The sequence below is a fragment of the Specibacter sp. NPDC057265 genome (assembly GCF_042668835.1).
Taxonomy (GTDB): Bacteria; Actinomycetota; Actinomycetes; order Actinomycetales; family Micrococcaceae; genus Specibacter.
In genome coordinates this window covers 1-20,907 of sequence record NZ_JBHUYE010000020.1, presented here as the reverse complement: position 1 = coordinate 20,907, position 20,907 = coordinate 1, and the positions used below count along the sequence as shown (strand labels likewise).

Below are 20,907 nucleotides of genomic sequence, written 5' to 3'. Positions count from 1 at the left end.
GGCGTGCCGGGCTAACGGGCGGCCGCAAGCGCCTTTTGAAAGGCCCGGCACCTTTCAATTTCAGCCTCCACAGGATCCACAATCAAGCTCTGCGCCGTGCCGGCAACGCCGCTGCGCAAGAGCCTGCGGGCACGGTTTGCCCTGTTTGCCGAGCCCAGCAGCGCCAGGAATTTGCTGCTGACGGCAAGGAAGACACCCGCCACGGCACCTCCCACGGCCATGAGGGTGGGCAGGGGCCAGTTTTGAACGCGCGGCGTTGGGGGCACGGGCATTTGGAAGAACCCCAGCATTGCCAGCCCCGCCAGCCACAGCAGCCCGCCGGCGGCCACCGCAAGCGCCAGCCACTGCAGCACGGCAAACAGCTGCCACCACCAGGGGCGGATGTTGGCTTTGAGGTCGGTGCCGGCAATGGCCTCATCCAAAGCGTCCGGCAGCTGCGCGCGGTGGCTGCGCGCCGCTGCCCGGATCGCGGCCCGCCACGGCCCGGGAGCGCCACTGCTGCCGGCCTCGGCAAAGTCCCGGATGGCGGCATCCAGCTGGGCCGATTCCGCCGGCCCGGCGGGAGGCAGCGAAGTCCTGTTGACCTCCCTGGCTCCTTCCCGGCGCAGGCTCAGCCGGCGCAGCGGATCCTGCCGCAGGTGCGAGAGCCACCTGGTGGGTGGCCACCCGGTCCTTTTACTGGCCTCCAGCCGGTGCGAAAGGCGCACTGCCGCCACCACATCCTCCACGTGGCTGGCCTGGGTCAATCCGGCCACCAACTGTTTGCGGTGCCGGCCGTCCACACCGGCGGCGCTGCCCTCCCCCGACGCTTCGTGCAGGCGGGTGGCGGCCAGCTGCACATCCGCTGCCAGCCTGGCTGATTGGGCGGCCCTGGCCTTTACCACTGCGGCCAGGCGCCGCCGCAATTCCGGCACGCCGGCCCCGGTGGCTGCCGAGACCGCGGCCACGGGCACCGAAGCCAGTCCGTCGCTGTCCAAAATGGCGGCAAGCGAGTCCAGCACCGGCTTCACCTCCTCAGCTTTGAGCCTGTCCACCTGGTTCAGCACCACCAAGGTGACGGCTCCATGGGCGGAATGGGGCGCGATGAAATCGTGGTGGATGGCGGCGTCGGCGTATTTTTGCGGATCCACCACCCACACCAGCACATCCACCTGCCCCGCCAGACGCTCCACCAGGCGCCTGTTTTCCGCCTGGACGGAATCAAAGTCCGGCAGGTCAAGCAATATCAAGCCGCCGTCCTGGGCCGCCAGCCCGGGCACCGGGCCGCCCGCACGCCGGTCGGCAACCTCCAGCCAGTCCAGCAGTGCCGCACTTCCCTCCTGCCCCCACACCATGGCCAGCGGCGCATTGGTGGTGGGGCGCCGGACCGCGACGCGGGCGGCGTCCGTGGCCGCCACGGCGTTGAAGAGGGAGGACTTGCCACTGCCGGTGGCCCCGAAAAAACCCACCACCGTGTGCTCGGCGCTGAGGGTCCGGCGCGAGGCGGCACGTTCCAGGGTGGCCAGAACCCCTGCCACCACGGGATCCTCCAGGCGTCCCTGGGCCAGTTCACGGGCCTCATTGAGCGCTTCGAGCCTGCGCGAAAGGGTGGATTCGGTGCGGACCTGCCGGTGCCTGCTCATGCCTGCTTCCCCCCGCCGGACGCACCGAGCGCGGCCAGCCCGCGGGCCAGTTCCGCCAGCTGCCCGGCCTGCCCCTGCCCGAGGTCCCCCAGGCGCAGGAGGAAGCGCTGCTCTTCGCGCTCCAACAGCCCCGAACAGCGGGCAGCAAGGGAGGTTCGGGCAGCCACCGTCAAACGCCGCACGGCCTCTTCCCCAAACACCGCCTCCAGCAGCTTTTGTCCCACCACGGCCGTGCCCCCGGCAATCCCCACCTCCGCCCCCGTCAGTCCCCCGGTGAGCGAAAACACCACGACCATCAACACCACGCCCAGCCCATTGACGCCCAGGGAAAGCCACCGGGCATGGGAGCGCTTGGTGGCACCCTCGGTGCGGATGAGGTCCAGGACCTCGCCCTGCCAGGCGCGGATTTCCGCAGCGACCTGTGCAGGGAAGCCCTCCCCCAAGGCACCAAGGTCATCACCGCCCAACAGGGCCCGGCCCGCCGGACCGGCGCGCCAGGCCCTGTCGGCGCGTTCGCAGGCGCGGGCTGCCTGGTCCACAATGACTGCTTGAAGTCCTGTCTCAATGGCCACCTCCACCTTCACGGCCGGGGCCGGCTGGCCTTTGAAAAAGGCGCCGATCCTGTCCCGCACCCGGCCGATGCCGCTTTCCAGGGCCCGGAACAAGTCCCCGGTGCCAACAAAGTCCTGCCAGCGTGCCAAAACCTCGCCCCGCAGCAGGGTGCCGCCGCTGGTGGCCTTGGCAATGTTCGCGCCGGCCTCGGAAAAGGCCGCACCGGCTTCCTGGCCCAGGCGGACGCCGGCGTCGTGCTGCTGTTGGGCCGCGGCGGAAAGCTGGGTCAGCTTCCCGGCCAACGCCCGGACCGTGCCGCGCAGTGTCCGCCGGGCTATTGCCGCCCGGCCTGCGGCGTCGGCGCTGATCTCCGCCAGCCAGGCGTGAATGGGCGCCACCACGGCCGGCGGCAGCATGCCAAGTTCATCAAGGGCCGCCTCCGGCACCGTGAACAGCTGCGCCCCGGCCAGGGACGCCTGCGCCAACATCCCACGGAGATCGGCCGAGACCTCCTGCTCCGCACCGGCCGGGACCCGGTCCAGGACCACGGCGAGCAAAATGTCCCGTGCGGCGGCATCCAACAGCAATTTCCACGGCACCGCGTCGGCATAGCGGTTGGCTGTGGTGACAAAGAGCCACAGGTCCGCCGCGGCCAGAAGCTGGCCCGCGAGCTGGCGGTTGTCGTCGGCAATGGAGTCCACGTCCGGCGCATCCAGCAGGGCCACGCCCGGGGGTATGGCGGGATCGGACACCAGCACCAGGGAGTTCATGGCACCGGGATCCGGGGTGGTGCCGGCATGCGAGGCGGGCGTGTTCGCCTGCCCTGCCCGGCCCTGCACCCGGTGCAGGGCCGGGAGCACCTGGGCGGAGGCGAACCAGGGCGCATCGTCCGGGTGGTGGAGCAAAATGGCTTGGCGGGTGGTGGGGCGGATGGCGCCGGAGCGCGTGACGGGATGGCCGGCCAGGGCGTTGACCAGGGTGGATTTGCCGGCGCCGGTGGATCCGCCCACCACTGCCAGCAGCGGTGCGTCCAGGCTGCGCCAGCGGGGCAGGATGTAGTCGTCCAGTTGGCTCAACGCCGCCGCGGCCAAGGCACGCTCCCCCACCGTGTCGGGCAGTTCCAGCGGCAGCTCCAGTGCGGCAAGTGCGGCGCGGACTTCCTCCAGCAGGTGGACCGCGGACTGCTGCGCCATCGCAGCTGCGGCGGGGCCGCGTGTTGGGCGCACATCAAAGTGGTTCACAGGGATCATCATGCCAGCAAAGTGCGGCGGGCACGCAAAAAGGCCGGAAACCCTTGAGTTTCCGGCCTTGCGTGGTGACCCCAGCGGGATTCGAACCCGCGTTACCGCCGTGAGAGGGCAGCGTACTAGGCCGCTATACGATGGGGCCCTAATACATTCATGTTCAGCACCATGAACCTGGAAGATATTACCAGTTTTTCATTATGCCCGCCACATGAAAAGGCGGCTTTTGCAAGCGCTGGGATACCAGGACTCGAACCTAGAATGTCGGTACCAGAAACCGATGTGTTGCCAATTACACCATATCCCAAAGACACGTTCTGCCCTGAAGCTGCAGCATTTTCCTGCTCCTTCAGCGGCCCTCGCGCCGGGATAAAACTATACCCGAGACTTTGGTGATCACCAAAACGCCACCGGGATTTGCCGCTGAGTCTCCCATCACAGTTGCGCCCGCCGCCGCGGGCACCCCGGCCCCGCCAAGGGTGGGGGTGCCCGGTGGCGCCAAGATCCCTAGCCCTGGAAGGCGCGCAGGCGTGCCAGGGAGGAATCCTTGCCCAGGATCACCATGGACTCAAACAGCGGCGGTGAGATGCGGCGGCCGGAGATGGCTGTGCGGACCGGGCCGAAGGCCAGGCGCGGCTTGACGCCCATCCCCTCCACCAGCGCGGTCTTCAGGGCCGTCTGGATGGACTCCGCGTCCCACTGCGCCAAGGACTCGAGCGCGGCAATGGCAGCCGCGAGCACCTCGTCCAGGTTCTCCGGCAGTCCCTTGCGGGCGTCGTCGGCGACGTCAATGGCATCGTCGGCCTTGAACAGGAAGGAGATCATTTCAGGCACTTCCCCCAGCAGGATGATGCGCTCCTGCACCAGGGGCGCCGCCTCGGTCAAAATGTGGTTTTCACGCTCCGTGAGCGTCTCCCCCACCAGCTTGCCGGCCTGGAGGTACGGCACCAGGCGGTTGCGGAAATCGCCGGCTTCCAGCCGCCGCACATGGGTGCCGTTGATGGCTTCGGCCTTTTTAATGTCAAAGCGTGCGGGGTTGCCCAGCACGTCATGGATGTCAAAGTTCGCCACCAGCTGATCCACGGTGAAGATGTCCTCGTCCGCGGACAGCGACCAGCCCAATAGTGAAAGGTAGTTCAGCAGGCCTTCGGGGATGAAACCGCGGTCGCGGTGCAGGAACAGGTTGGATTCCGGGTCACGCTTGGAGAGCTTTTTGTTCCCGGCCCCCATGACATAGGGCATGTGGCCGAACAGCGGCATGTACTTGGCCACGCCGATTTGGTGCAGCGCGGCGTAGAGGGCTATTTGGCGCGGGGTGGAGGAGAGCAGGTCCTCCCCCCGCAGCACGTGGGTGATGCCCATCAGGGCATCGTCCACCGGGTTGACCAGCGTGTACAGCGGGGCGCCGTTGGGGCGGACAATGGCGTAGTCGGGAACCGATCCGGCCTTGAAGGTGATCTCTCCCCGGACCAGGTCGTGGAAGGTGATGTCCTCATCGGGCATCCGCAGGCGCAGGGCCGGCTGGCGGCCCTCGGCCTTGAAGGCGGCAATTTGTTCGGCACTCAGCTCGCGGTCGAAGTTGTCGTAGCCAAGCTTGATGTCGCGGCCGGCGGCCGTGTGCCGTGCCTCGACCTCCTCGGGGGTGGAGAAGGATTCATAGGCGTGCCCGCCGTCGAGCAGCTTGGCGATGACGTCCGCGTAGATCTCCCCGCGCTGGGATTGCCGGTAGGGGGCGTGCGGGCCGCCCACTTCAACGCCCTCGTCCCAGGTGATGCCCAGCCAGGTCAGCGCATCGAGCAGTTGCAGGTAGCTTTCCTCGCTGTCCCGCTTGGCGTCGGTGTCTTCAATGCGGAAAACCATCTTTCCGCCGGTGTGGCGCGCGTACGCCCAATTAAAGAGTGCGGTGCGGATCAACCCCACGTGGGGGGTTCCCGTGGGCGAGGGGCAAAAGCGCACGCGGACAGGGGTCTCGGCGGTGACAAGGGGGATTTGGGCAGCAGTAGTCATGATGGAACCCAGTTTAGCCGCCGCATGGTTCCTTGCCCGCATTGCCTGCGGCAGGCACGACGCCGAAGCAGCCCGCCTTGGGCGCCTGCGGCGTCGTGCCTGTCAGCGGGCCGGCTCAGTCCATGAGGGGGGACAGGCAGCGGGCAAGTTCGGTGTCGCTGTAAAAGGTGCTGCCGCTTTCCACCGGGGTGCAGCCGTGGGCAAAGGGGATGACCTTCTCGTTGTAGAGCATGCGCACCAGGACGTTGTTGTCGGCGTCGGCAAAGACATCCCATTGGATGTTGGCGCCCATGGGTGCCACCTCGGCGCCGCGCCATTCATTGTTGGCGTGGGAGAACAGGGCCTGGGGATCCTGTTGCTGGGTGCTTCCGGGCAGCTGGAGCAGCGCGGCGAGGGGGATGATTTCCTCGGCGTGGGCAAAGCGGAAATCCGCGGCCTGGGTGGTCTGGCCGGTGCGCACCCCGGCGACGGCGTCAAGCATGTCCGCCAGCAGCACGCCGGCCATGCTGTAGGTGACGTCATTGCCTTTCATGCCGGGCCCCTTCTCATAAAAGTCCTCCGATTCGGAGACGATGGAAAGCTTCAGGGCGTCATCGGGGCTGAGGAATTCCTCAAATTCAATGGGGTGTTCCGCCGCCATGCCGGGGGCAATGACAAAGAGCTCGTACAGGTACATGGCGGCATCGACGCCGCTTTCCAGGTGTTTGTCGCCGTCGCCGCGGTCCACCAGGTCAATGGCGCCGCTGTCCAGGGTGTCCAGGAAGTCGGGGGCAAAGAGTTTTTCCAGGACCGTGCGGGCAACTTCTTCCGTCTCCGGATTGGATTCCACGGCATCGAGGGTTTGCGCCAGTTGCGGATCGTCTTCGATGTAGGCGTTGTAGTCCTCATCGCTGTCATGGAAGTACAGTGTTTCCGGATCCGCCACGGGCGCGCCGATCACCGCCTCAAGCCCGGTTTGGGCAGCTGCCAATCCCGCCGCGAAGCTCTTGGCGCTCTCCACGGCCCGGTCCACCCCGGAGGTGGTGATGGTGATGGCGGTGCCGTCTTTGGCTGCGGCCGCGAACAAGGGTTCCATCCGGTCCTGCACACGGGCGGCCATATCCAGGTGTTCACGCTCCCCCAGCCCGCTGAGGGAGCCGTACCCCAGTTCCTCATGGGCTGCCGTGATTTCCTCCACAACAGGTCCCAGCTTTGCTCCGGTCTCCGTCAGGGCATCGGCGTCCCGCGCCAGTTCCCACAGTTGGAGGATCAAGTCGTCATATTTTTTGCTGGAGAGCAGGCGTGAGCCGTGCCGGGCCACGTGTTCCACCAGGACGGGTTCGAAACCCGCCGGGGGTGCCGCCAGTTCCTGGTTCGCCGGGGCGCCGGGATACGTGGCCTTGGTGCCCAGCGCCAGACGCGCCACGCCGGCGTCCTGCCCGGCGCCGGTTCCGCCTGCAGCGGTCCCGGTGGCGCAGCCGCCCAGCGCCAGGGCGGCGGTGAGCAGGCCCGCAACCGCCAGCGCCCGGCGGCGGCGCGGCGGGAGCGCGGAATGGGAAGAACTGTTCGGCTTGAACTGCAAGGTTGAATGCATGGTTGCTCCTTGGATGGTCTCTAATGCAGGGGATGGGGTCAAGCGGGGGTCGAGGCGCGCAGCACCAGGGCCGGGGCATGGAATTCGCGGATTGCCTGCTCCCGCCCGGCCAGGCGTTCGGTGATGGCAGCGCCGGCACGTTCGCCCATGCGGTACTGGGGCTGGTTCACGCTGGACAGGCTGGGAAAGACGAGTTCGGCCAGGGGCGTGTTGTCGTAGCCAATCAGGGCCAGTTCCCCCGGCACCGCGATGCCGGCTTCCCGGGCAATCCGGATTACCTCGGCGGCGGTGAGATCGTTGTTGCACAGCATTGCGTCATGGGCACGGCCGGTGACCAGGGCCCGCAGGCCGGCGGCGTCGTGGTGCGCCAACTCGTGGACCTCGCACACCACGCCGGCAGACGCCGCAGCCTGCCGCACGCCCCTGATGCGTGCCCGGCTGGTGGCGCTGGCAGACCGCGTGAGGTAGGCGATGCGTTTGCGTCCGGCCGCGATCAGGTGCTCCACGGCCAAAACGGCCCCGGCCACGTCGTCGCTGGCGATCGTGTCCACCATCCCGGGCGGGTCATCGATCTGGGTCACCACCACTGTGGGAACCTCACGGCCGGCACGTTCCAGGGTGTGGTGCGGAACCCAGGAGGAAACAATGACCAGCCCGTCCACGCGCAGCTCGATCAGGGTGTCAATTTGCCGGCTCAGTTCCGCCGGGGAGTTCCCGCCGTGGCTGATGATGACACTGGCGTTGTGGCTCCTGGCGTGGGCTTCCACGCCGGCAACGATGCCGGTGTGGTGCTGATTGCCGATCTCGTTCAGGACCACCCCAATGAGCCCGGACACGCCCCGCACGAGCGAGCGTGCAGCTGAATTCAGCCGGTACGCAAGTTCCTGGGCCGCCTGCTGCACCCGCTCCCGGCTCCCGCTGCTGACGCCGGGGTCCCCGCGCAGGGCCCGCGAGGCCAGCGACTTTGAAACACCTGCATGCCGTGCCACATCAATGATGGTGGGCCGCCGCAGGGAAAGCGCGGCGGTGTCATGTGCCTGGCTCATGGTTTCCCTTCGCTACCCGGCTGCCCGGCGGGCAGCGATGCGGCCGGCAAAGGCGTCCAGGGCCGGGTAGTGCGCGCCCGGCCCGGTGGCGACAAAACCAGGTGCCAGGTGGTCGGGGCGCCCCGCCGCCCCACCGGCAAGCCACAGCGGCCGGTAATCACCCCCGGCCCGCCGCAGGATCAGGGCCGGCCCGGCCACATCCCAGGGGCTGACGGAGGAGCCGAAGGCGCTGTCCGCCCACCCGGCGGCAACATGTGCCAGGGTGAGGGCGCCGGAGCCGGTGCGCCGTACGGAGGAGTACGCGCAGATCAGTCCGCCCAGATCCAGCAGCGCAGCGTCGCCGTCCACGGCAAGATCGTTGGCTGTGGGGTAGCCGGTGATCAATGTGGCGGCTTCGGCCCGTTGGACCGGCGGGGTCAGCAGAGGTTCACCGTCCAGGTAGGCGCCGGCGTCGTCGGCGCTGAACATGCGCTGCGCCATGGGGTCGTACACCACTCCGGCGGCCAGCACGCCGTCGACCTCCACCCCAATGGCTACGCAAAAGAAGGCCAGGCCCTGGGCAAAGTTGGACGTGCCGTCAATGGGGTCGACGTACCAGGTGACGGCAGAAGCACCGCCACGGATGCCGCCCTCCTCCCCCACGATGCGCCACTGGGGGCAGTGCGAGAGCAGGAAGGGGACAATGAGTTCCTCGGCGGCCCTGTCGTGCTCGGTCACCAGGTCGTGCAGGTCCCTTTTGTAGTCGACGGTGAGCTCGCCGCGGAAGACCCCGCGCAGGTAGCTCCCGGCGCGCAGTGCCGCCTGCTCCGCGAGGATCCGCAGTTCCCGGGCACTCCAGAGGGGGTCTTCGCTGGTGGAGCTGCCGGGGACTTCCGGGCGCTCCCCGGGCGGGGTTTCAAGCAGCTGCGTCAAGGTTCCTCATTTCGTGTAAAAGTTCGCCCGGCGTGTTCACCACAAGGTCCGCCTGCACGGGCACGGCGTAGGGTTTGGGGCTGCTGCCAGGAGAGGGCATGAGCACGTTCGCACCCATTCCCGCGCGCACGCCGCACAGCACGTCACGGTCCAGATGGTCGCCCACATACCAGCAGTCGCCAACATCCAGACCCAGTGCCTGGGCTCCGAGTTTCAAAAAGTCGGGGTTGGGTTTGCGCAGTCCAAGTTCATCGGAGTACAGCTCCGCCACAAAGTGGCCGCTGAGCTCTGCTGCGCTCAAGTAGTCCCGATGCACCTGCCCGCACATGGAGTTGGAGACGATGGCCACCGGCAGCCCCACCTCCGTGCACCACGCCAGCAGTTCGCCAATGCCATCGCGCAGGGTCCGGTGTTCCTTGGTGGAGCTGATCAAGTAGCAGACCGCGGCAATGTGCTCCCCGATGGCGTCCCGGGCCCGCTGGGGCCAATCGGCGGCAATGAAATCCATGACGTAACTGTGCTGGTCCAGTTCCAGCGGGTGTCTGGGCCGTGACATGGCGTTGCGCCACAGCCCGGCGGCAACGGCACCGGCTGTGATGTCGGCCAGAACCCGCTCCCGCGGTGGCAGCAGCCCCGGCGCCACAAGGTCCAGCACCGCATCGGTGACCATCTCCTGCCACTGTTCGGGCTTGCTTGAATTGACAATGACTCCGCCGAAGTCCAACAGCAGCCCAAGCGGCAGGGTGGTGGGTGCGGTGGCGTTGTTCATGCTGTGATCTCCTGGTGTTCCATGCGTAGTCCTGCTTCGTTAAAAAAGTGGAGGTGCTCCTGCGGTGCCCACATGGTGGCCCGGCTGCCAAATTCCAGGGCCGGTGGTGCCGTGGCGGTGGCAAAGAAATTCCTGGCCCCGTCGGTCATTTCAACGATCCAGGAGCCGCCGGTGGGCAGCACCGCGCTCACCGTCACCCCAAGGCCGAGGCCATCGCCTTGGGATGGTTGGCCCGGGGCCAGCACTTGAAGCGTTTCGGGCCGGAAAGCCACCGCGTCCGCGGCCAGTGTGCGGCGTGCAAGCCACGCATCCACCTGACGCCCGGAAGGGGTCCCGGTGCCGCGTTCAATCATGTTGATGGGTGGGTTGCCCATGAATTCGGCCACGAAGCGGTTGACCGGCCGGTTGTAAATGTCCAGGGGCGTGCCCACTTGCTGGACCCGGCCCTTGTCCATCACCACGATCCTGGTGGCCAGGGTCATGGCCTCGAACTGGTCATGGGTGACAAACACCATGGTCGTGCCGGTCTCCCGGTGGATGCGCTGGAATTCCGCACGCATTTCCAGGCGCAGGCGGGCATCCAGGTTGGACAAGGGCTCGTCCAGCAAAAGCACGTCCGGCCTGGCGGCGAGGGTCCGGGCAATGGCCACCCGCTGCTGTTGGCCACCGGACAGGGCTGCGGGGTGGCGGGAGGCGTGGTCGGAGATGGCCAGGGCTGCGAGCGCCCCGTCGACGCGTTGTGTGCGTTCGGCCTTGGAGATCTTTTGCAGCGCCGGACCAAAGGCCACGTTTTCCCGCACGCTCAAGTGCGGCCAAAGGGCGTAGTTCTGGAAGACAAGCCCCAGCCCGCGCCGTTCGGCGGGAATGTGGGTTCCGGCGGCCACGTCATCGACGGTTTTCCCGCCAATGTCCACCTTGCCGGCGCTCAGGGTCTCGAGGCCGGCGAGCATGCGCAGCGTTGTTGACTTGCCGCAGCCGGAGGGCCCCAACAGGCATAGAAATTCTCCGTCCTGGATTTCCAGGCTGACATTGTCGACGCTGGGGGTCCGGGCGCCCGGATATGTCTTGCTCACCGCTGTCAGGGTGATTCGTGACATGGGTTGATGCTCCGTTCGGTGCTGATGGTTGTGGTGCCGCTTGTGTCGCTGCTGTTTGTCAGCCATGTGAGGTGCGCCAGAGGTCCAGCCAGGATTCCCGGTTGGCCCAGTCCGAATCCAGGCCCGCATTGTCGAAGTAGAACAGTTGCTCAAGGTGGTCAGCGACGTGGGCGGGATCCTCCGGCTGCAGGATGGCGCTGTTGGCGGAGATCTTGCCGTCGTTGATCTGCGGTTCAATGCCTTCGGCAGTCATGGCAAAGTGCACGAACAGTTCCGCGGCGTGGGGGCTTTTGGACCCTGTGGCGATGGCGATGGCCTTTGGTGCGGCCTTGCCGACCCAGGGTTTCATGCCCTCGCAGACTCCCAGGGCATAGCCCTTTTCCTCAATGTTGCGCAGCTTGGCACTGGACATCAGTCCCATGGGCGGATCCGTCTGGCCTGGTGCGCCCACCGCCTCCGAGGCTTCCTCGCTGGACTTGCTCAGGATGGGGTTGTTCTTTGCCATTCTGGCAACCCATTCGGCGGCGGCGGAATCCTGCGTGGTGACCAGTTTTTCACCAAATTGCTCCTGGTAGGCGGCTTGGAGCCCGTCTTCGCCAAATGCCGCGAGCTGGCTGTACCAGTCAAGTGCGCCATTGTCCCCCACTGGATCCTGGTAGGCCACCTTGCCGGAGAATTCGGGGGTGGTCAGTGCCCACATGTTGTCGGCCGGGCAGCTGCTGTAGCTTTCGGTGTTGTAGGTCCAGAAGCTGGGGTCCGTGATGAGCACCAGGGGATCCCGCATGCCTGCGTCAATGTTGTCCGCAATGTCCGCCGGCACCCAGCTGCGGACGAAATTGTTCGGCAGCAGCTGGTTCTTCAGGGCCGGCAGGTCCGAGATGGCAACCACGTCGCCCACCACGTTTTTTGCCTGGGCTTCGCGGGTGACCTTTTCAATGGCTTCCGCGGCGTCAACCTTCACCCCGGTGGCCTTGATGCCATATTTTGCGGAGAAGGCCTCGGCCATGCTCTCAATCTTGGAGGTGCTGTCATAAATGGTGATGGGTCCTTCCGCTGCGGCGGCGGCAACCAGGGCCTCCAAATCAAAGGGCTCAGTGGCACTGGAGGGTGCCTGCTGCGCAGGTCCAACGGTGGCCGCCCCGCCGGCGCAGCCACCCAGCAACAGCGCTCCCAGGGCAAGACCGGCCACGGTGGCCAGGTGGCGGCGGTTCCTTGTGCGGGCAAATGTATCCATGAAAGTTGTGCTCCATTTCAGTCGGTGGTGCGTTTGATGGGTGCTGGGTGGGGTGGGTTTCAGCCTGCCGGGGCCCGGGCAGTTTTCAGCCGCCAATGCCGTCCGCCAGATTGCTGCGGAAGAGGCGCTGGGCGGCCCAGGCACCACCAAGGGCCATGGCGCAAATCAGCACCACCACGGCGTTGGCCGCGTGGGTATAGCCAAAGTCAATGAGGTTCATTGACAGGGTGGTCATGAGCTGGGTGCCGGGTGTGGCCAGGATGATGACCAGGCTCAGTCCCTGGACGCCCGAGACGAAGGGAAGCAGGGTGGCACTGGCCAGGGCGCTGCGCTGGATGGGAACGAGGATGGTGCGCATGCGGCGCAGCCATCCCGCACCCAGTGATTGGGCCGCCTCTTCCGCCTCGCTGCCCAACTGCATCATGGCTGAGACGCCGGCACGGGAGGCAAAGGGCATTTCGTCGGCAACCATGATCAGGATCAGGATTGCCGCTGTCCCGTACAGGGCCGGGATGGGCCCGCGCGGCACGGCGAACAAGGACAGGTAGGCAACTGCAAAGGCCAGGCCCGGGACGAGGTATGGCGCAAAGGTGACCGCACGCAGCGCGCTGCCCAACAGCGGCACGGGCGAGCGGACAACAACATAACCCACCAGCAGCCCCAGGGCGCCGGTGATCAGCGCTGCCACCCCCACCATCCACAAGGTGTTCCACGCCGCACCCCAGGTGGCGCCGGACACCAGCACACCGTCGGTGAATCCGGCAGTGGGCAGCTGGTGGCCCACCCAGTAGTCCAAGGTGAAGTTGTCCAACGAAAATTTGCCGGGAACACGCATCACCGTGGACAGCAGCAAGGTCCCCAGGGGCGCCACCACCGACAGGGCGAACAAGGTGCATACTGCGAGCAGGGCGGGGGCACGCCAGCGTTTCAGGCGTGCGGTGCGTGCCGCCCCGGCACGTCCGGAGACTGTGGCGAAGCGCCGGGCCTCCCGCAGGAACCTCATGTCCACCCATAATGAGAGCGCGCCGAGGACCACCATCACCGCGGCCAGAACTCCGGCAATCCCGGTCTGCTGCGTTGAGATGCTCTGGTACAAGGTGGTGGCCAGGACCTGAAAATCCACTGGCAGTCCCAGTACATAAGCCACTCCGAACTCGCCGATCGCCTTGGCGAACATCAGTGTTGCCGCGGACAAAATTGCCGGTCGCAGCAGGGGAAAGGTGACCCGCCACCAGCGGGTGGAGGTGCCGGCTCCCAGCATGCGGGCGGCGTCGTCCAGTTCGCCGGGCAAATTTTTCATGGCATTGCTGACCAGAAGGATGACAAAGGGAACCAGATGCAGCGCAAAGATGATCACAATGGGCACCCGGCCATACGCCAGCCAATTGGGCGGCGCCCAGCCCAGGGCTTCAAACCAGCCCAGCTGTCCTGCCACCGTGCGGTTCTTGAAAATGGTCTGCCAGGCCAGGGCAAAGGTCCACGCCGGAAGCATGTAGGGCACAATCAAGGCCGTGGCGAACCACCGCCGGGCAGGCAGGTCGGTTCGTGCCAGGAGCCAGGCTGTGGGAATGCCGACCATCAGTGCCAAAAGGACAGAGACGACGGCGATCGTGATCGTGTTCAGCAAGGGGGTGTAGAAAATGATGGATGCCACGGGCGAGGTGAAGACGCGTTGCAGGTAATGGTTTGTGAACGATCCGGCGCTTTGACCGGTCTTCGCCTCGTCGCCGAAGCCCACCTGCACGCCGCTGAGCAGCATGGAGATGACCGGGGCCACGATGAGGTAGCCAAAGACGGCGAGCAAAATGATGCCGATGATTGTTGCTGGATGCCCGAAAGCAACCCGCAGCCGGTAACCATGGCTTGAAGCGGTTTTGGCCACACCGTCCAACGGTGTGGAACGTTCCCTTTCCGGGGCGGCAACTTCCATGGTGTTCCTTCCAATAACCCGTTTCCAGGGCACCGGAAGACAATTCCTGGACGGTGCGGCTTTGACGTTACGGAGCTTGGGCAAGCTGACGGTGACGCCAAGGTGAACGGGACAACAACCGGTGTGGAACGTTCCCACCCGAAGGATGGCGGCAGGCCGGGCAGCCGCGGGGCACTGCCTGTGCTGGGACGCTGGTGCGGGTACTGGTGCGGCAAGCCGAAAAAGTTCTTGACGATGGCAGCCCCACGGGAATAACGTATAACCAAATGGTTATAGATCAGTCCAGTGAAGCCGCCGTCGACCGCCTGTTTCAGGCCCTCTCGGACGCCACCCGGCGCGACATTGTGCGGCGGGTGGCTGAGGAACCGCTTTCACTGACTGCCCTGGCAGCTTTCCATGCCATGAGTTTTACCGCGGTCCACAAGCATGTGGCCGTACTGGAACGCGCGTCCCTCATTACCAAGGAAAAGCGCGGACGTGAGCAGTTGGTCCTGGCCAACCCGCAGGGATTGGCACTGGCCCGCCGCTTGCTCGATGAGTATGAGGAAATCTGGCGGCAACGTGCCATCCAGATCGATTTCATTCTGACTAAGGACGAGGAATAATCATGACTGTCACCGGCTCCAGCAAAAATACCGAGGCCCTGAGATTCAGCATCACGGCCGAGTTCGCGGCCCCCGTGGAACGTGTTTGGCAGATTTGGGCAGATCCGCGCCAGCTGGAGCGCTGGTGGGGTCCGCCCAGCTGGCCGGCTACCTTTGAGGCGTTCGACTTCCAGCCCGGCGGCAGGGCCAGCTACTTTATGACCGGCCCCGACGGCACCAAGGCCCGTGGTTGGTGGAAGTTCACCGCCATTGCCGCGCCTGCGCAGCTTGAGCTGGACGACGGTTTTGCCAACGAGAAGGGCGAACCCATGGCGGACATGGGCACCACGCGCATGTTGGTCACCCTGGAAGACGCCGCAAAAGGGACCGTCATGCGCGTGAGCTCCCAATTTGAAAGCGCCCAACAAATGGAAAAGATGGTGGCCATGGGCATGGAGGAGGGAATGGGTCAGGCCATGGAACAGATTGATGCCATTCTGACGCAATAGGCCGCACTTGAACCGGGTGCAGGTCCCTGACGTCAAACACCCTCTGGACGCGCCGTCGAGCTGGCCGCTGCTGTCATTTTCAGAAGTCGAGTGCACCGAATTTCAGAAGTGCACTGCACGGAAATTCAGGGGTTGCCGTAACTAGCTAGTATCAGCTGGTGGCGTTCAATGGCGCGGTAGACGATGGAGCGAACGATGCTAAACAGCTCTGCAAGCTCGGCCTTACTGTGTTCTCCAGCTGCGTGCAGTTCAAAGAGGTGTTTTTCCTGCTTGGGGAGAGCTTGGGTTGCCTCCCGCCGGGTCGTCCCTTGGCCCTGGTGACCTTCATGACTTCGCGGGTGCGCATGCTGATGAGGTCTGCTTCGAACTCGGCGATCATCGCCAGGACGTTGAACAGCAGTTTGCCCATGGGGTCGGTGGGGTCACGGACGGAACCGCCAATGCTGAGCTTCACTTCGCGGCTGGCAAGGTCATCCGCAATTTCATGGGCATCTTTGACGGAACGGGCCAGGCGGTCCAGCTTGGTAATCACGAAGGTGTCCCCGGTCCGGCATGCGGCCAGGGCTTCGCGGAGTCCGGCGCGGTTCTTGTTGGTGCCGGTAAAGCCGTGGTCAACATAAATGCGGTCCGGTTCGACGCCAAGGGCAGCCAGGGCATCACGCTGGGCGGTGAGGCCTTGCGACTCGGTGGAGACACGGGCGTAGCCAATCAGTATTTTGGACACGCAGATTGGTGCGTCATATAACGCGGCCGGTCATCTCACCGAACGGGTGTTATGGGACTGTGGCGGGCCGGACTTCACAAGTACGCAGGTCAGCAGCATGTGTGACCAGTCAAGGACCGGCTTGCGGGACACTCCGAAATGCCTATCCGGACGGACCCCTTGCGGGTACTTCTTGCGAGGATGGGATGCGGGAGATCGACCACCCTCATGAAAGACCAAGGCTATTTTCCAAAAAGCGAGCTCTTGTGTAACGCCCAGGGCAACGGCTAAATTGATGTCGTCGGTGATTATTGATAGCGGTCGTCACGACACATAGGGCAGGGGGACCCCATGAAGATCCGTAAGTTTTGTACGTCGAGTGCTGCCATCCTGATGGCAGTAGTTTTCGGGATGTCAGGACAGGCAGCGTCCGCCTCATCGCTCACGTCGGAAACAACGGTAGGCGTCACCACCGTTGCCGCGACCCCGGGTCAAGTCACTGCCCTGGTGGCGGCGGCAGAATACAGGCCGTATACGTCGGCGAATTTTCGGTACAACCTGATCCAGCGAACCGGTTATGACCCCGGGTCGCGGTGCCAGACGCACCACGCCATGCCCCAGATCTACAACGAATACTTCGGCGCTAAGGGCATTCTGATCCACGACCCGAGTTTCGGTCTGTGGTGGGTTTCGTCTGCTGGGGTGGCCAACAACCACTCCGATCTTTCCGCCGCGTACAACCGTGACTGGAAGAGATGGATTGACCAGAACCCGAACGCAACGAAGGCAACCGTCCTTCAGTTCAATGCGGCGATTAAGGCGGTTTACGCGGGGTTCTACCGTTGCTGAAAGGTGAGCGTATGTCCGAGTGGTTTCGCATAGAGGCCAGATCAAAACGCAACTATGTGTGGCTCGGCGTCTGCGGACAAGGTAAGCCGAAGATCACCGGAGATCCCTGGTACATGCCCGACGGTGTCACCAGTGTCTACCCGTTCATCGAGGACTGGCGTCCTGAAGAGCTTCCCTTCCCGGTATGGCTTGCTCCCTACAACGGAGGCAAGAAGTACGGGGACATGCTGTGGACCGGTGGGATGGCATTGAAGATTGCCTCCACTCGTTTCGTCGAGGCACTTCGCGCCGCTGAGGTCACCGGTTACCGAACCTTCGACGTCGAGGTTCGTGACCACGCCGGCTCGCCTGTGGAGGGATATATCGGCTTCGCGACTGACCCGTTCCCGGGGTCTGACATTCAGAATCTCTACGGCCAGCCATATCAGAACTCTGCTTTCATCGCCACTCAGCGTGTCGTCAGGGCATTGCACGATCACGGGGTTGACCAGCTGGAGATCAGCCCCTACACCCCCGACTGACGTCGAAGCCCTCGCGCAGGGAACGAATCGCGCGACCGCAATCTGGTGTCGGACCACGCACCAGTCTCAGGCGCCGCGGCCACAAGAGTACGAGACTATCGAATCCATTAGAGACTTGTGTCGATTAGCGTGAAATTAGCGATGTTGGATCTTGAAAGATTTGCTGTGACAACGAGTAGTTTTCGGGTCAATTAGTCGGTTCGAAACAATTCTGGCGAAGGTTGTCCTGCTGGAGGTTCCCCATAGGAACTGCTAAAGGAAGTGCAGCCACCTTCGGAATAATGACAGGTCAAGAAGATCGCGCCTTGGGGTTAGACGCCCATACCGAATCCGTCGTCCCGCAACGTTTCTCGTAGGTGAAGGCTGGTCTCGGGCCAGATCTGGATCAGGAAGTGCTCGGGTGAGGTGAGCGTGTATTCGGCGTAGTCCTCGCCGCGGCCCCGGACGCTGGCCCGGACCCGGTGCGGTCCGGTTTTTTTGGGTTCCAGGAACCATGGGCTCCCATCAGCCCGTCTGGTGAAGCCCCCAGTGGGTGCCCAAATGTAGAGAGGAGTGTCAATGGTGATGCTTACCGATTCCTGTACCTCCCACGAGTCGTCTGCTAGAGGAGGTACGTCCTCTAGGGAGATCGTCAGATGAACAATTCCATCGGTGCAGCCTGTGAACAAGATGAGGGCGGTGGATTCATCGACAACACCCAGCACTGGGCCAATGTCCCGACCGTCGTAGATCGGGGTGGTGTTAAGTGGGGCCAGGAAGACCTGGTGGTAGGAAGCCTCCGCCTCTAGATGTTCGGGACTCCCGGTTTGGCGCATCATGATAATGCCCTCCCCTCCGTCGATCCCCTCATGGCACGAACCTACTTGAAATATGACAATCCATCCACCAAACGGGACCGACAAAAGTGAATTTGGGGGTGGACCACAAGATGCCGTCTGTCCGCTCAAGGTTCCCGCTACGGACGGCACCATTGATCGCGCTGACGTCGTTGTTTTTGTGAGATCCGACCGGCTGGTTCCGGGCCGGCTTATGGAACGCTTTGGCAGGCTCAATAGGGAACACCCTTTAAGGACATTTCCGGATGCTCTTAGCATCTATGCCAATTTTGCCGTGAAGCAATACCTAGAGACGCTGGTTCCACGGCTGTATCGTACATTCATGGAACAATCGCCATTTTTGGTGACCTCAGGGCAGGTGAAAGGTAGTCAATCATGACTAAGAAATCATCTCCGCCGCGCGACAATTGGTTCTCAGCTTGGTGTGGTCTGGTTGTTGGCGTATGCATTATCCTTCCAGCCCTATTTCGGTCGGAAGAAGAAGGCTGGACAGGACCAAACATATTCTTCATGGGGGCAGGCGTGGTGCTCACCATTGTCTGGGCCGCCAAGCTAGTTTCGCTTGGGAGGGCCAACAGCAGAAGGCCTCATCAAGAACAAGACGATCGTTCTGGCAGCGAATAATTGCCACGAACAGGGTTATCTGGTCATTGCCATCACCCCATCCACAGCTCCGCGCAGTGCTAAAACAATAGTTTCTGCGAGACAGGCATGTTCCGCAAACCGTTCGGCTTGCGGGCGGCGAGGCCGCTATTCTGCGGCAATAGAGCGCCGCCACTCTTCTTCTATAGCCACAGGTGTGGGCGGGAAAATTCGGCTGTGTCAGCCGACGGTGATGAGTGTCGACCAGGCAACATCGATCACGCAGAGACCATCGTCGGTTTCGCGGTAAAAGACGTCTCCGGGATGCTTGTCACCGGGAGTCGCCCCCTCGGGCAGACCCTCCAGATTGATGTTCCACTGCGGTTCGAGTGGTACTTGCTCATCCCAGTAGTCGGCAACGAACCGTTCCGGCTCGCCTGCGGAGCGGCCTTCCCAATCTTTTGCCGTACCGAGGTCGGCTTCAGCGTCTTCGCAGATGAGAGCAGATGTTCCGCCAGGAGCGAGGTCTTTGATGAGGTTCTCGGTAGTTCGGATAACTTGAGCACCGTCGTTCCCCCAAATTAGCGAGTCTACGGAGCACCCGCTCAAGGCTACTGCGCACACAGTTGCGAATCCGGCAAGAGCGAGAGCGCGATGATTCTTCATGCCTTGAGACTACAAGATGGCACGTAGGCGCCTCACTTCAAGCGGAAATTCCTAGAGCCCGCGTGATTCTTTATATGTGCCCGCTCCGCGTTCCCCATCTGGAGGTTGGTTAGTCATTTCTACGACCGAAAGGCCCATTTACATTCGAGCAACTACTTGTCGCTGGTTCCACGCATTCGCGCTGGAATATGTTTTGGGAAGTCTTGTTCCCCTATGCCTCCGGTCTCGTAGAACGGATCCAAGAACGAACGAGCCTCTTCAAACAGAACTTCCCTGGACATCCGTGAAGCACTGTCTGGATCGTTTGGCACCGCCTCTCCACCACTACGCGCGATCGTGAACCCGTAGGCTCTGTCCGCTGGCCCATTGAGCCAGGAAAAGTCGTAGCCGAGCCTCCCGTCAGGCTGATACCTCTCGCTGATACGGAACAGCTCGTGATCAACGAGGATTTCGAAATCGTCCATACGACGAGCCTAAACCGATTCTCAGGACTCACCCATCACTCACTCCCGTTGGCGGTACTCAGTGCCAGAGGCTGTGGGACTGCCATCGTCACGGCACACCAGCCACTTCCCGTTCAGGGTTCGGCTAGTGGGACACTCTTTTACGACTGCGTGTCGGCTCGTCCTGCTGAATCCGAGGACTGGGTCACGTGAAGTAGCTATAGGCCCTTGAAAAGGGCTGCGTCACTCGAGTTCTGCGCCTCGCTTTGGTTCGTCTTCGCCGGTCGCGTCTGGCCCGGCGGCCCCTTGGAAAGGGAACGCCCCGGACCCAAGTAAGCCGCGGCAGACCCGGCTTACTTGGGCCAAGACTGATCTATTGGTTTGTCTAACTCAGCCATCAGCAAATCGAGATTGGCAGCTAGACGTGTCCTGTTCCCAGGCGAAAGCCGTCTGAACTGACAATCGAGGATTGCCCTTGCGCCCATGGCAGAAGTCCCGACCAGAGACGCCAAACCCACTTCAAGAGATTCCTCATCGTGGGAAGCAATAAAATTTGTCACCTCGTCTATGCGGTTGATGGCACCGAGTATTGCGCGGTGCTGTTCAATGCTGTCTTCTATCTGTCGTCGATAGCCGGGATCAAGCATTCCTTAGCGCCTCCATCCATGAACTTATCTGCGGATTCTAGCTCGGTTGACCATCCCGGGTGCCGGTGTCCCTTAATCGCGCCGCAACAATTTCACGCCCGTGCCCCGCAGACCCTTCCTTTGACGGACGGCCTCAGCATCTGGAACCTTGACCCTCTAGAGCAGGGGGGCACGCCATAGGGCTAACAATGCTCGTCCACGTCGTTCCCAATCATCCTGCTCGGCAGCTTCCTCATCCCAGAAGTGGCCGTCGTGATGACGAACATGCAGGAGGTAAATCAGGCTCACGATGCCTAAAAGGAGCCCGGCGAGGAACGCGTAGTCGCCGATACTCCACTCCCTAAGGGTGGCGAAGCGCAACACCACAATGGCCAGCTGCAATACAGTCCATGCGGTCCACACAACCAGCAGGACGCGGAAACTGCCGCGCGTCATCCTGAATTGAAGTCTTTTAGAACGCCGAACCTGACTCATGGGTTGAAGGCTTGAGGTTATCCGCAAATCGTGGACGGTTGGTCAGGCGGCTTTTGCCGTCTGAAGTTGGTCGAGCTTGACCTGGTTTTCGTAGGCGACCGGGCTGA

21 protein-coding genes, 2 tRNA genes and 1 pseudogene are annotated in these 20,907 nt (G+C 63.4%); 6 read left to right on the top strand and 18 right to left on the bottom strand.

Translation table 11 applies throughout. The annotated features are described in order from the left end of the window. Positions 1–11: 11 nt before the first annotated feature. The 12 genes from ACFUCV_RS12590 to ACFUCV_RS12535 form a co-directional block, all read right to left on the bottom strand. Positions 12–1,622, bottom strand: coding sequence for a GTPase (locus ACFUCV_RS12590; RefSeq protein ID WP_380816201.1), 1,611 nt, complete (start codon positions 1,620–1,622; stop codon positions 12–14). Beyond that, positions 1,619–3,424, bottom strand: a complete 1,806-nt coding sequence (locus ACFUCV_RS12585) for a dynamin family protein (protein WP_380816244.1) — start codon at positions 3,422–3,424, stop codon at positions 1,619–1,621. Before ACFUCV_RS12585 ends, ACFUCV_RS12590 begins: the two co-directional genes overlap by 4 nt. Positions 3,425–3,487: 63 nt before the next feature. Further along, positions 3,488–3,563: transfer RNA gene (locus ACFUCV_RS12580), tRNA-Glu, on the bottom strand. Between the two features lie 90 nt (positions 3,564–3,653). Then, positions 3,654–3,725: transfer RNA gene (locus ACFUCV_RS12575), tRNA-Gln, on the bottom strand. A gap of 200 nt (positions 3,726–3,925) precedes the next feature. After that, the gene (gltX, locus tag ACFUCV_RS12570) at positions 3,926–5,425 is read right to left on the bottom strand and encodes a glutamate--tRNA ligase (RefSeq protein ID WP_380816199.1); all 1,500 of its coding nucleotides are present in this window, start codon (positions 5,423–5,425) and stop codon (positions 3,926–3,928) included. Between the two features lie 115 nt (positions 5,426–5,540). Next, positions 5,541–6,998: a histidine-type phosphatase gene (locus ACFUCV_RS12565; protein ID WP_380816197.1), complete on the bottom strand. Its 1,458-nt coding sequence runs from the start codon at positions 6,996–6,998 to the stop codon at positions 5,541–5,543. A 38-nt stretch (positions 6,999–7,036) separates the two neighbouring features. Beyond that, positions 7,037–8,044: a LacI family DNA-binding transcriptional regulator gene (locus ACFUCV_RS12560; RefSeq protein WP_380816195.1), complete on the bottom strand. Its 1,008-nt coding sequence runs from the start codon at positions 8,042–8,044 to the stop codon at positions 7,037–7,039. Positions 8,045–8,056: 12 nt separating this feature from the next. Beyond that, on the bottom strand, positions 8,057–8,956 hold the full coding sequence (locus tag ACFUCV_RS12555; protein WP_380816193.1) for an inositol monophosphatase family protein: 900 nt from the start codon (positions 8,954–8,956) through the stop codon (positions 8,057–8,059). Then, positions 8,940–9,725 carry an HAD family hydrolase gene (locus ACFUCV_RS12550; protein ID WP_380816191.1) on the bottom strand — a complete coding sequence of 262 codons (786 nt, stop codon included), beginning with the start codon at positions 9,723–9,725 and terminating at the stop codon, positions 8,940–8,942. Before ACFUCV_RS12550 ends, ACFUCV_RS12555 begins: the two co-directional genes overlap by 17 nt. Next, positions 9,722–10,822: an ABC transporter ATP-binding protein gene (locus tag ACFUCV_RS12545; RefSeq protein ID WP_380816189.1), complete on the bottom strand. Its 1,101-nt coding sequence runs from the start codon at positions 10,820–10,822 to the stop codon at positions 9,722–9,724. The genes ACFUCV_RS12550 and ACFUCV_RS12545 overlap by 4 nt, the downstream gene beginning before the upstream one ends. A gap of 58 nt (positions 10,823–10,880) precedes the next feature. Further along, positions 10,881–12,056: an ABC transporter substrate-binding protein gene (locus tag ACFUCV_RS12540; RefSeq protein ID WP_380816186.1), complete on the bottom strand. Its 1,176-nt coding sequence runs from the start codon at positions 12,054–12,056 to the stop codon at positions 10,881–10,883. An 85-nt stretch (positions 12,057–12,141) separates the two neighbouring features. Then, a complete protein-coding gene (locus tag ACFUCV_RS12535; RefSeq protein ID WP_380816185.1) occupies positions 12,142–13,986 on the bottom strand; it encodes an ABC transporter permease in 1,845 nt (614 codons plus the stop codon). A gap of 266 nt (positions 13,987–14,252) precedes the next feature. On the opposite strand from ACFUCV_RS12535, the gene ACFUCV_RS12530 reads away from it, so the two are divergent. Both ACFUCV_RS12530 and ACFUCV_RS12525 read left to right on the top strand, forming a co-directional pair. Further along, complete coding sequence (locus ACFUCV_RS12530; RefSeq protein WP_380816183.1) at positions 14,253–14,591, top strand: ArsR/SmtB family transcription factor; 339 nt, start codon at positions 14,253–14,255, stop codon at positions 14,589–14,591. A 2-nt stretch (positions 14,592–14,593) separates the two neighbouring features. Beyond that, positions 14,594–15,079 (top strand): SRPBCC domain-containing protein, encoded by a 486-nt coding sequence (locus ACFUCV_RS12525; protein WP_380816179.1) that lies wholly within the window; start codon positions 14,594–14,596, stop codon positions 15,077–15,079. A gap of 125 nt (positions 15,080–15,204) precedes the next feature. On the opposite strand, the pseudogene ACFUCV_RS12520 reads toward ACFUCV_RS12525, so the two are convergent. Then, a pseudogene (locus ACFUCV_RS12520) lies at positions 15,205–15,794 on the bottom strand (recombinase family protein). Positions 15,795–16,133: 339 nt separating this feature from the next. Between ACFUCV_RS12520 and ACFUCV_RS12515 the strand changes: the two are divergent. Beyond that, positions 16,134–16,631 (top strand): hypothetical protein, encoded by a 498-nt coding sequence (locus ACFUCV_RS12515; protein WP_380816174.1) that lies wholly within the window; start codon positions 16,134–16,136, stop codon positions 16,629–16,631. A gap of 11 nt (positions 16,632–16,642) precedes the next feature. Continuing rightward, a complete protein-coding gene (locus ACFUCV_RS12510) occupies positions 16,643–17,152 on the top strand; it encodes a hypothetical protein (RefSeq protein WP_380816172.1) in 510 nt (169 codons plus the stop codon). 311 nt (positions 17,153–17,463) lie between these two features. On the opposite strand, the gene ACFUCV_RS12505 is transcribed toward ACFUCV_RS12510, so the two are convergent. Beyond that, positions 17,464–17,970, bottom strand: a complete 507-nt coding sequence (locus tag ACFUCV_RS12505) for a hypothetical protein (RefSeq protein WP_380816170.1) — start codon at positions 17,968–17,970, stop codon at positions 17,464–17,466. 52 nt (positions 17,971–18,022) lie between these two features. Here ACFUCV_RS12505 and ACFUCV_RS12500 point away from each other — a divergent pair, with 52 nt between their 5' ends. Then, entirely contained in the window at positions 18,023–18,367 is a 345-nt protein-coding gene (locus ACFUCV_RS12500; RefSeq protein ID WP_380816168.1) for a hypothetical protein, read from the top strand. Then, complete coding sequence (locus tag ACFUCV_RS12495; RefSeq protein ID WP_380816167.1) at positions 18,364–18,612, top strand: hypothetical protein; 249 nt, start codon at positions 18,364–18,366, stop codon at positions 18,610–18,612. Before ACFUCV_RS12500 ends, ACFUCV_RS12495 begins: the two co-directional genes overlap by 4 nt. 198 nt (positions 18,613–18,810) lie before the next feature. On the opposite strand, the gene ACFUCV_RS12490 is transcribed toward ACFUCV_RS12495, so the two are convergent. The 4 genes from ACFUCV_RS12490 to ACFUCV_RS12475 all read right to left on the bottom strand — a co-directional run bounded on the left by ACFUCV_RS12490 (position 18,811) and on the right by ACFUCV_RS12475 (position 20,800). Then, the gene (locus tag ACFUCV_RS12490; protein WP_380816165.1) at positions 18,811–19,236 is read right to left on the bottom strand and encodes a hypothetical protein; all 426 of its coding nucleotides are present in this window, start codon (positions 19,234–19,236) and stop codon (positions 18,811–18,813) included. 152 nt (positions 19,237–19,388) lie between these two features. Beyond that, positions 19,389–19,700 carry a hypothetical protein gene (locus tag ACFUCV_RS12485; RefSeq protein ID WP_380816163.1) on the bottom strand — a complete coding sequence of 104 codons (312 nt, stop codon included), beginning with the start codon at positions 19,698–19,700 and terminating at the stop codon, positions 19,389–19,391. 332 nt (positions 19,701–20,032) lie between these two features. Further along, positions 20,033–20,326, bottom strand: a complete 294-nt coding sequence (locus tag ACFUCV_RS12480) for a hypothetical protein (RefSeq protein ID WP_380816161.1) — start codon at positions 20,324–20,326, stop codon at positions 20,033–20,035. A gap of 156 nt (positions 20,327–20,482) precedes the next feature. Beyond that, a complete protein-coding gene (locus tag ACFUCV_RS12475) occupies positions 20,483–20,800 on the bottom strand; it encodes a hypothetical protein (protein WP_380816159.1) in 318 nt (105 codons plus the stop codon). Positions 20,801–20,907: the final 107 nt, after the last annotated feature.

Bases quoted from the DNA above. Each gene is read 5' to 3' on its own strand.
- ACFUCV_RS12550 (WP_380816191.1), bottom strand. From the start codon at position 9,725: ATGAACAACGCCACCGCACCCACCACCCTGCCGCTTGGGCTGCTGTTG.
- ACFUCV_RS12535 (WP_380816185.1), bottom strand. From the start codon at position 13,986: ATGGAAGTTGCCGCCCCGGAAAGGGAACGTTCCACACCGTTGGACGGT.
- ACFUCV_RS12585 (WP_380816244.1), bottom strand. From the start codon at position 3,424: ATGATCCCTGTGAACCACTTTGATGTGCGCCCAACACGCGGCCCCGCC.
- ACFUCV_RS12560 (WP_380816195.1), bottom strand. From the start codon at position 8,044: ATGAGCCAGGCACATGACACCGCCGCGCTTTCCCTGCGGCGGCCCACC.
- gltX (WP_380816199.1), bottom strand. From the start codon at position 5,425: ATGACTACTGCTGCCCAAATCCCCCTTGTCACCGCCGAGACCCCTGTC.
- ACFUCV_RS12485 (WP_380816163.1), bottom strand. From the start codon at position 19,700: ATGGACGATTTCGAAATCCTCGTTGATCACGAGCTGTTCCGTATCAGC.
- ACFUCV_RS12500 (WP_380816168.1), top strand. From the start codon at position 18,023: ATGACAATCCATCCACCAAACGGGACCGACAAAAGTGAATTTGGGGGT.
- ACFUCV_RS12515 (WP_380816174.1), top strand. From the start codon at position 16,134: ATGAAGATCCGTAAGTTTTGTACGTCGAGTGCTGCCATCCTGATGGCA.
- ACFUCV_RS12505 (WP_380816170.1), bottom strand. From the start codon at position 17,970: ATGATGCGCCAAACCGGGAGTCCCGAACATCTAGAGGCGGAGGCTTCC.
- ACFUCV_RS12475 (WP_380816159.1), bottom strand. From the start codon at position 20,800: ATGAGTCAGGTTCGGCGTTCTAAAAGACTTCAATTCAGGATGACGCGC.
- ACFUCV_RS12540 (WP_380816186.1), bottom strand. From the start codon at position 12,056: ATGGATACATTTGCCCGCACAAGGAACCGCCGCCACCTGGCCACCGTG.
- ACFUCV_RS12510 (WP_380816172.1), top strand. From the start codon at position 16,643: ATGTCCGAGTGGTTTCGCATAGAGGCCAGATCAAAACGCAACTATGTG.
- ACFUCV_RS12495 (WP_380816167.1), top strand. From the start codon at position 18,364: ATGACTAAGAAATCATCTCCGCCGCGCGACAATTGGTTCTCAGCTTGG.
- ACFUCV_RS12545 (WP_380816189.1), bottom strand. From the start codon at position 10,822: ATGTCACGAATCACCCTGACAGCGGTGAGCAAGACATATCCGGGCGCC.
- ACFUCV_RS12590 (WP_380816201.1), bottom strand. From the start codon at position 1,622: ATGAGCAGGCACCGGCAGGTCCGCACCGAATCCACCCTTTCGCGCAGG.
- ACFUCV_RS12525 (WP_380816179.1), top strand. From the start codon at position 14,594: ATGACTGTCACCGGCTCCAGCAAAAATACCGAGGCCCTGAGATTCAGC.
- ACFUCV_RS12490 (WP_380816165.1), bottom strand. From the start codon at position 19,236: ATGAAGAATCATCGCGCTCTCGCTCTTGCCGGATTCGCAACTGTGTGC.
- ACFUCV_RS12565 (WP_380816197.1), bottom strand. From the start codon at position 6,998: ATGCATTCAACCTTGCAGTTCAAGCCGAACAGTTCTTCCCATTCCGCG.
- ACFUCV_RS12480 (WP_380816161.1), bottom strand. From the start codon at position 20,326: ATGCTTGATCCCGGCTATCGACGACAGATAGAAGACAGCATTGAACAG.
- ACFUCV_RS12530 (WP_380816183.1), top strand. From the start codon at position 14,253: ATGGTTATAGATCAGTCCAGTGAAGCCGCCGTCGACCGCCTGTTTCAG.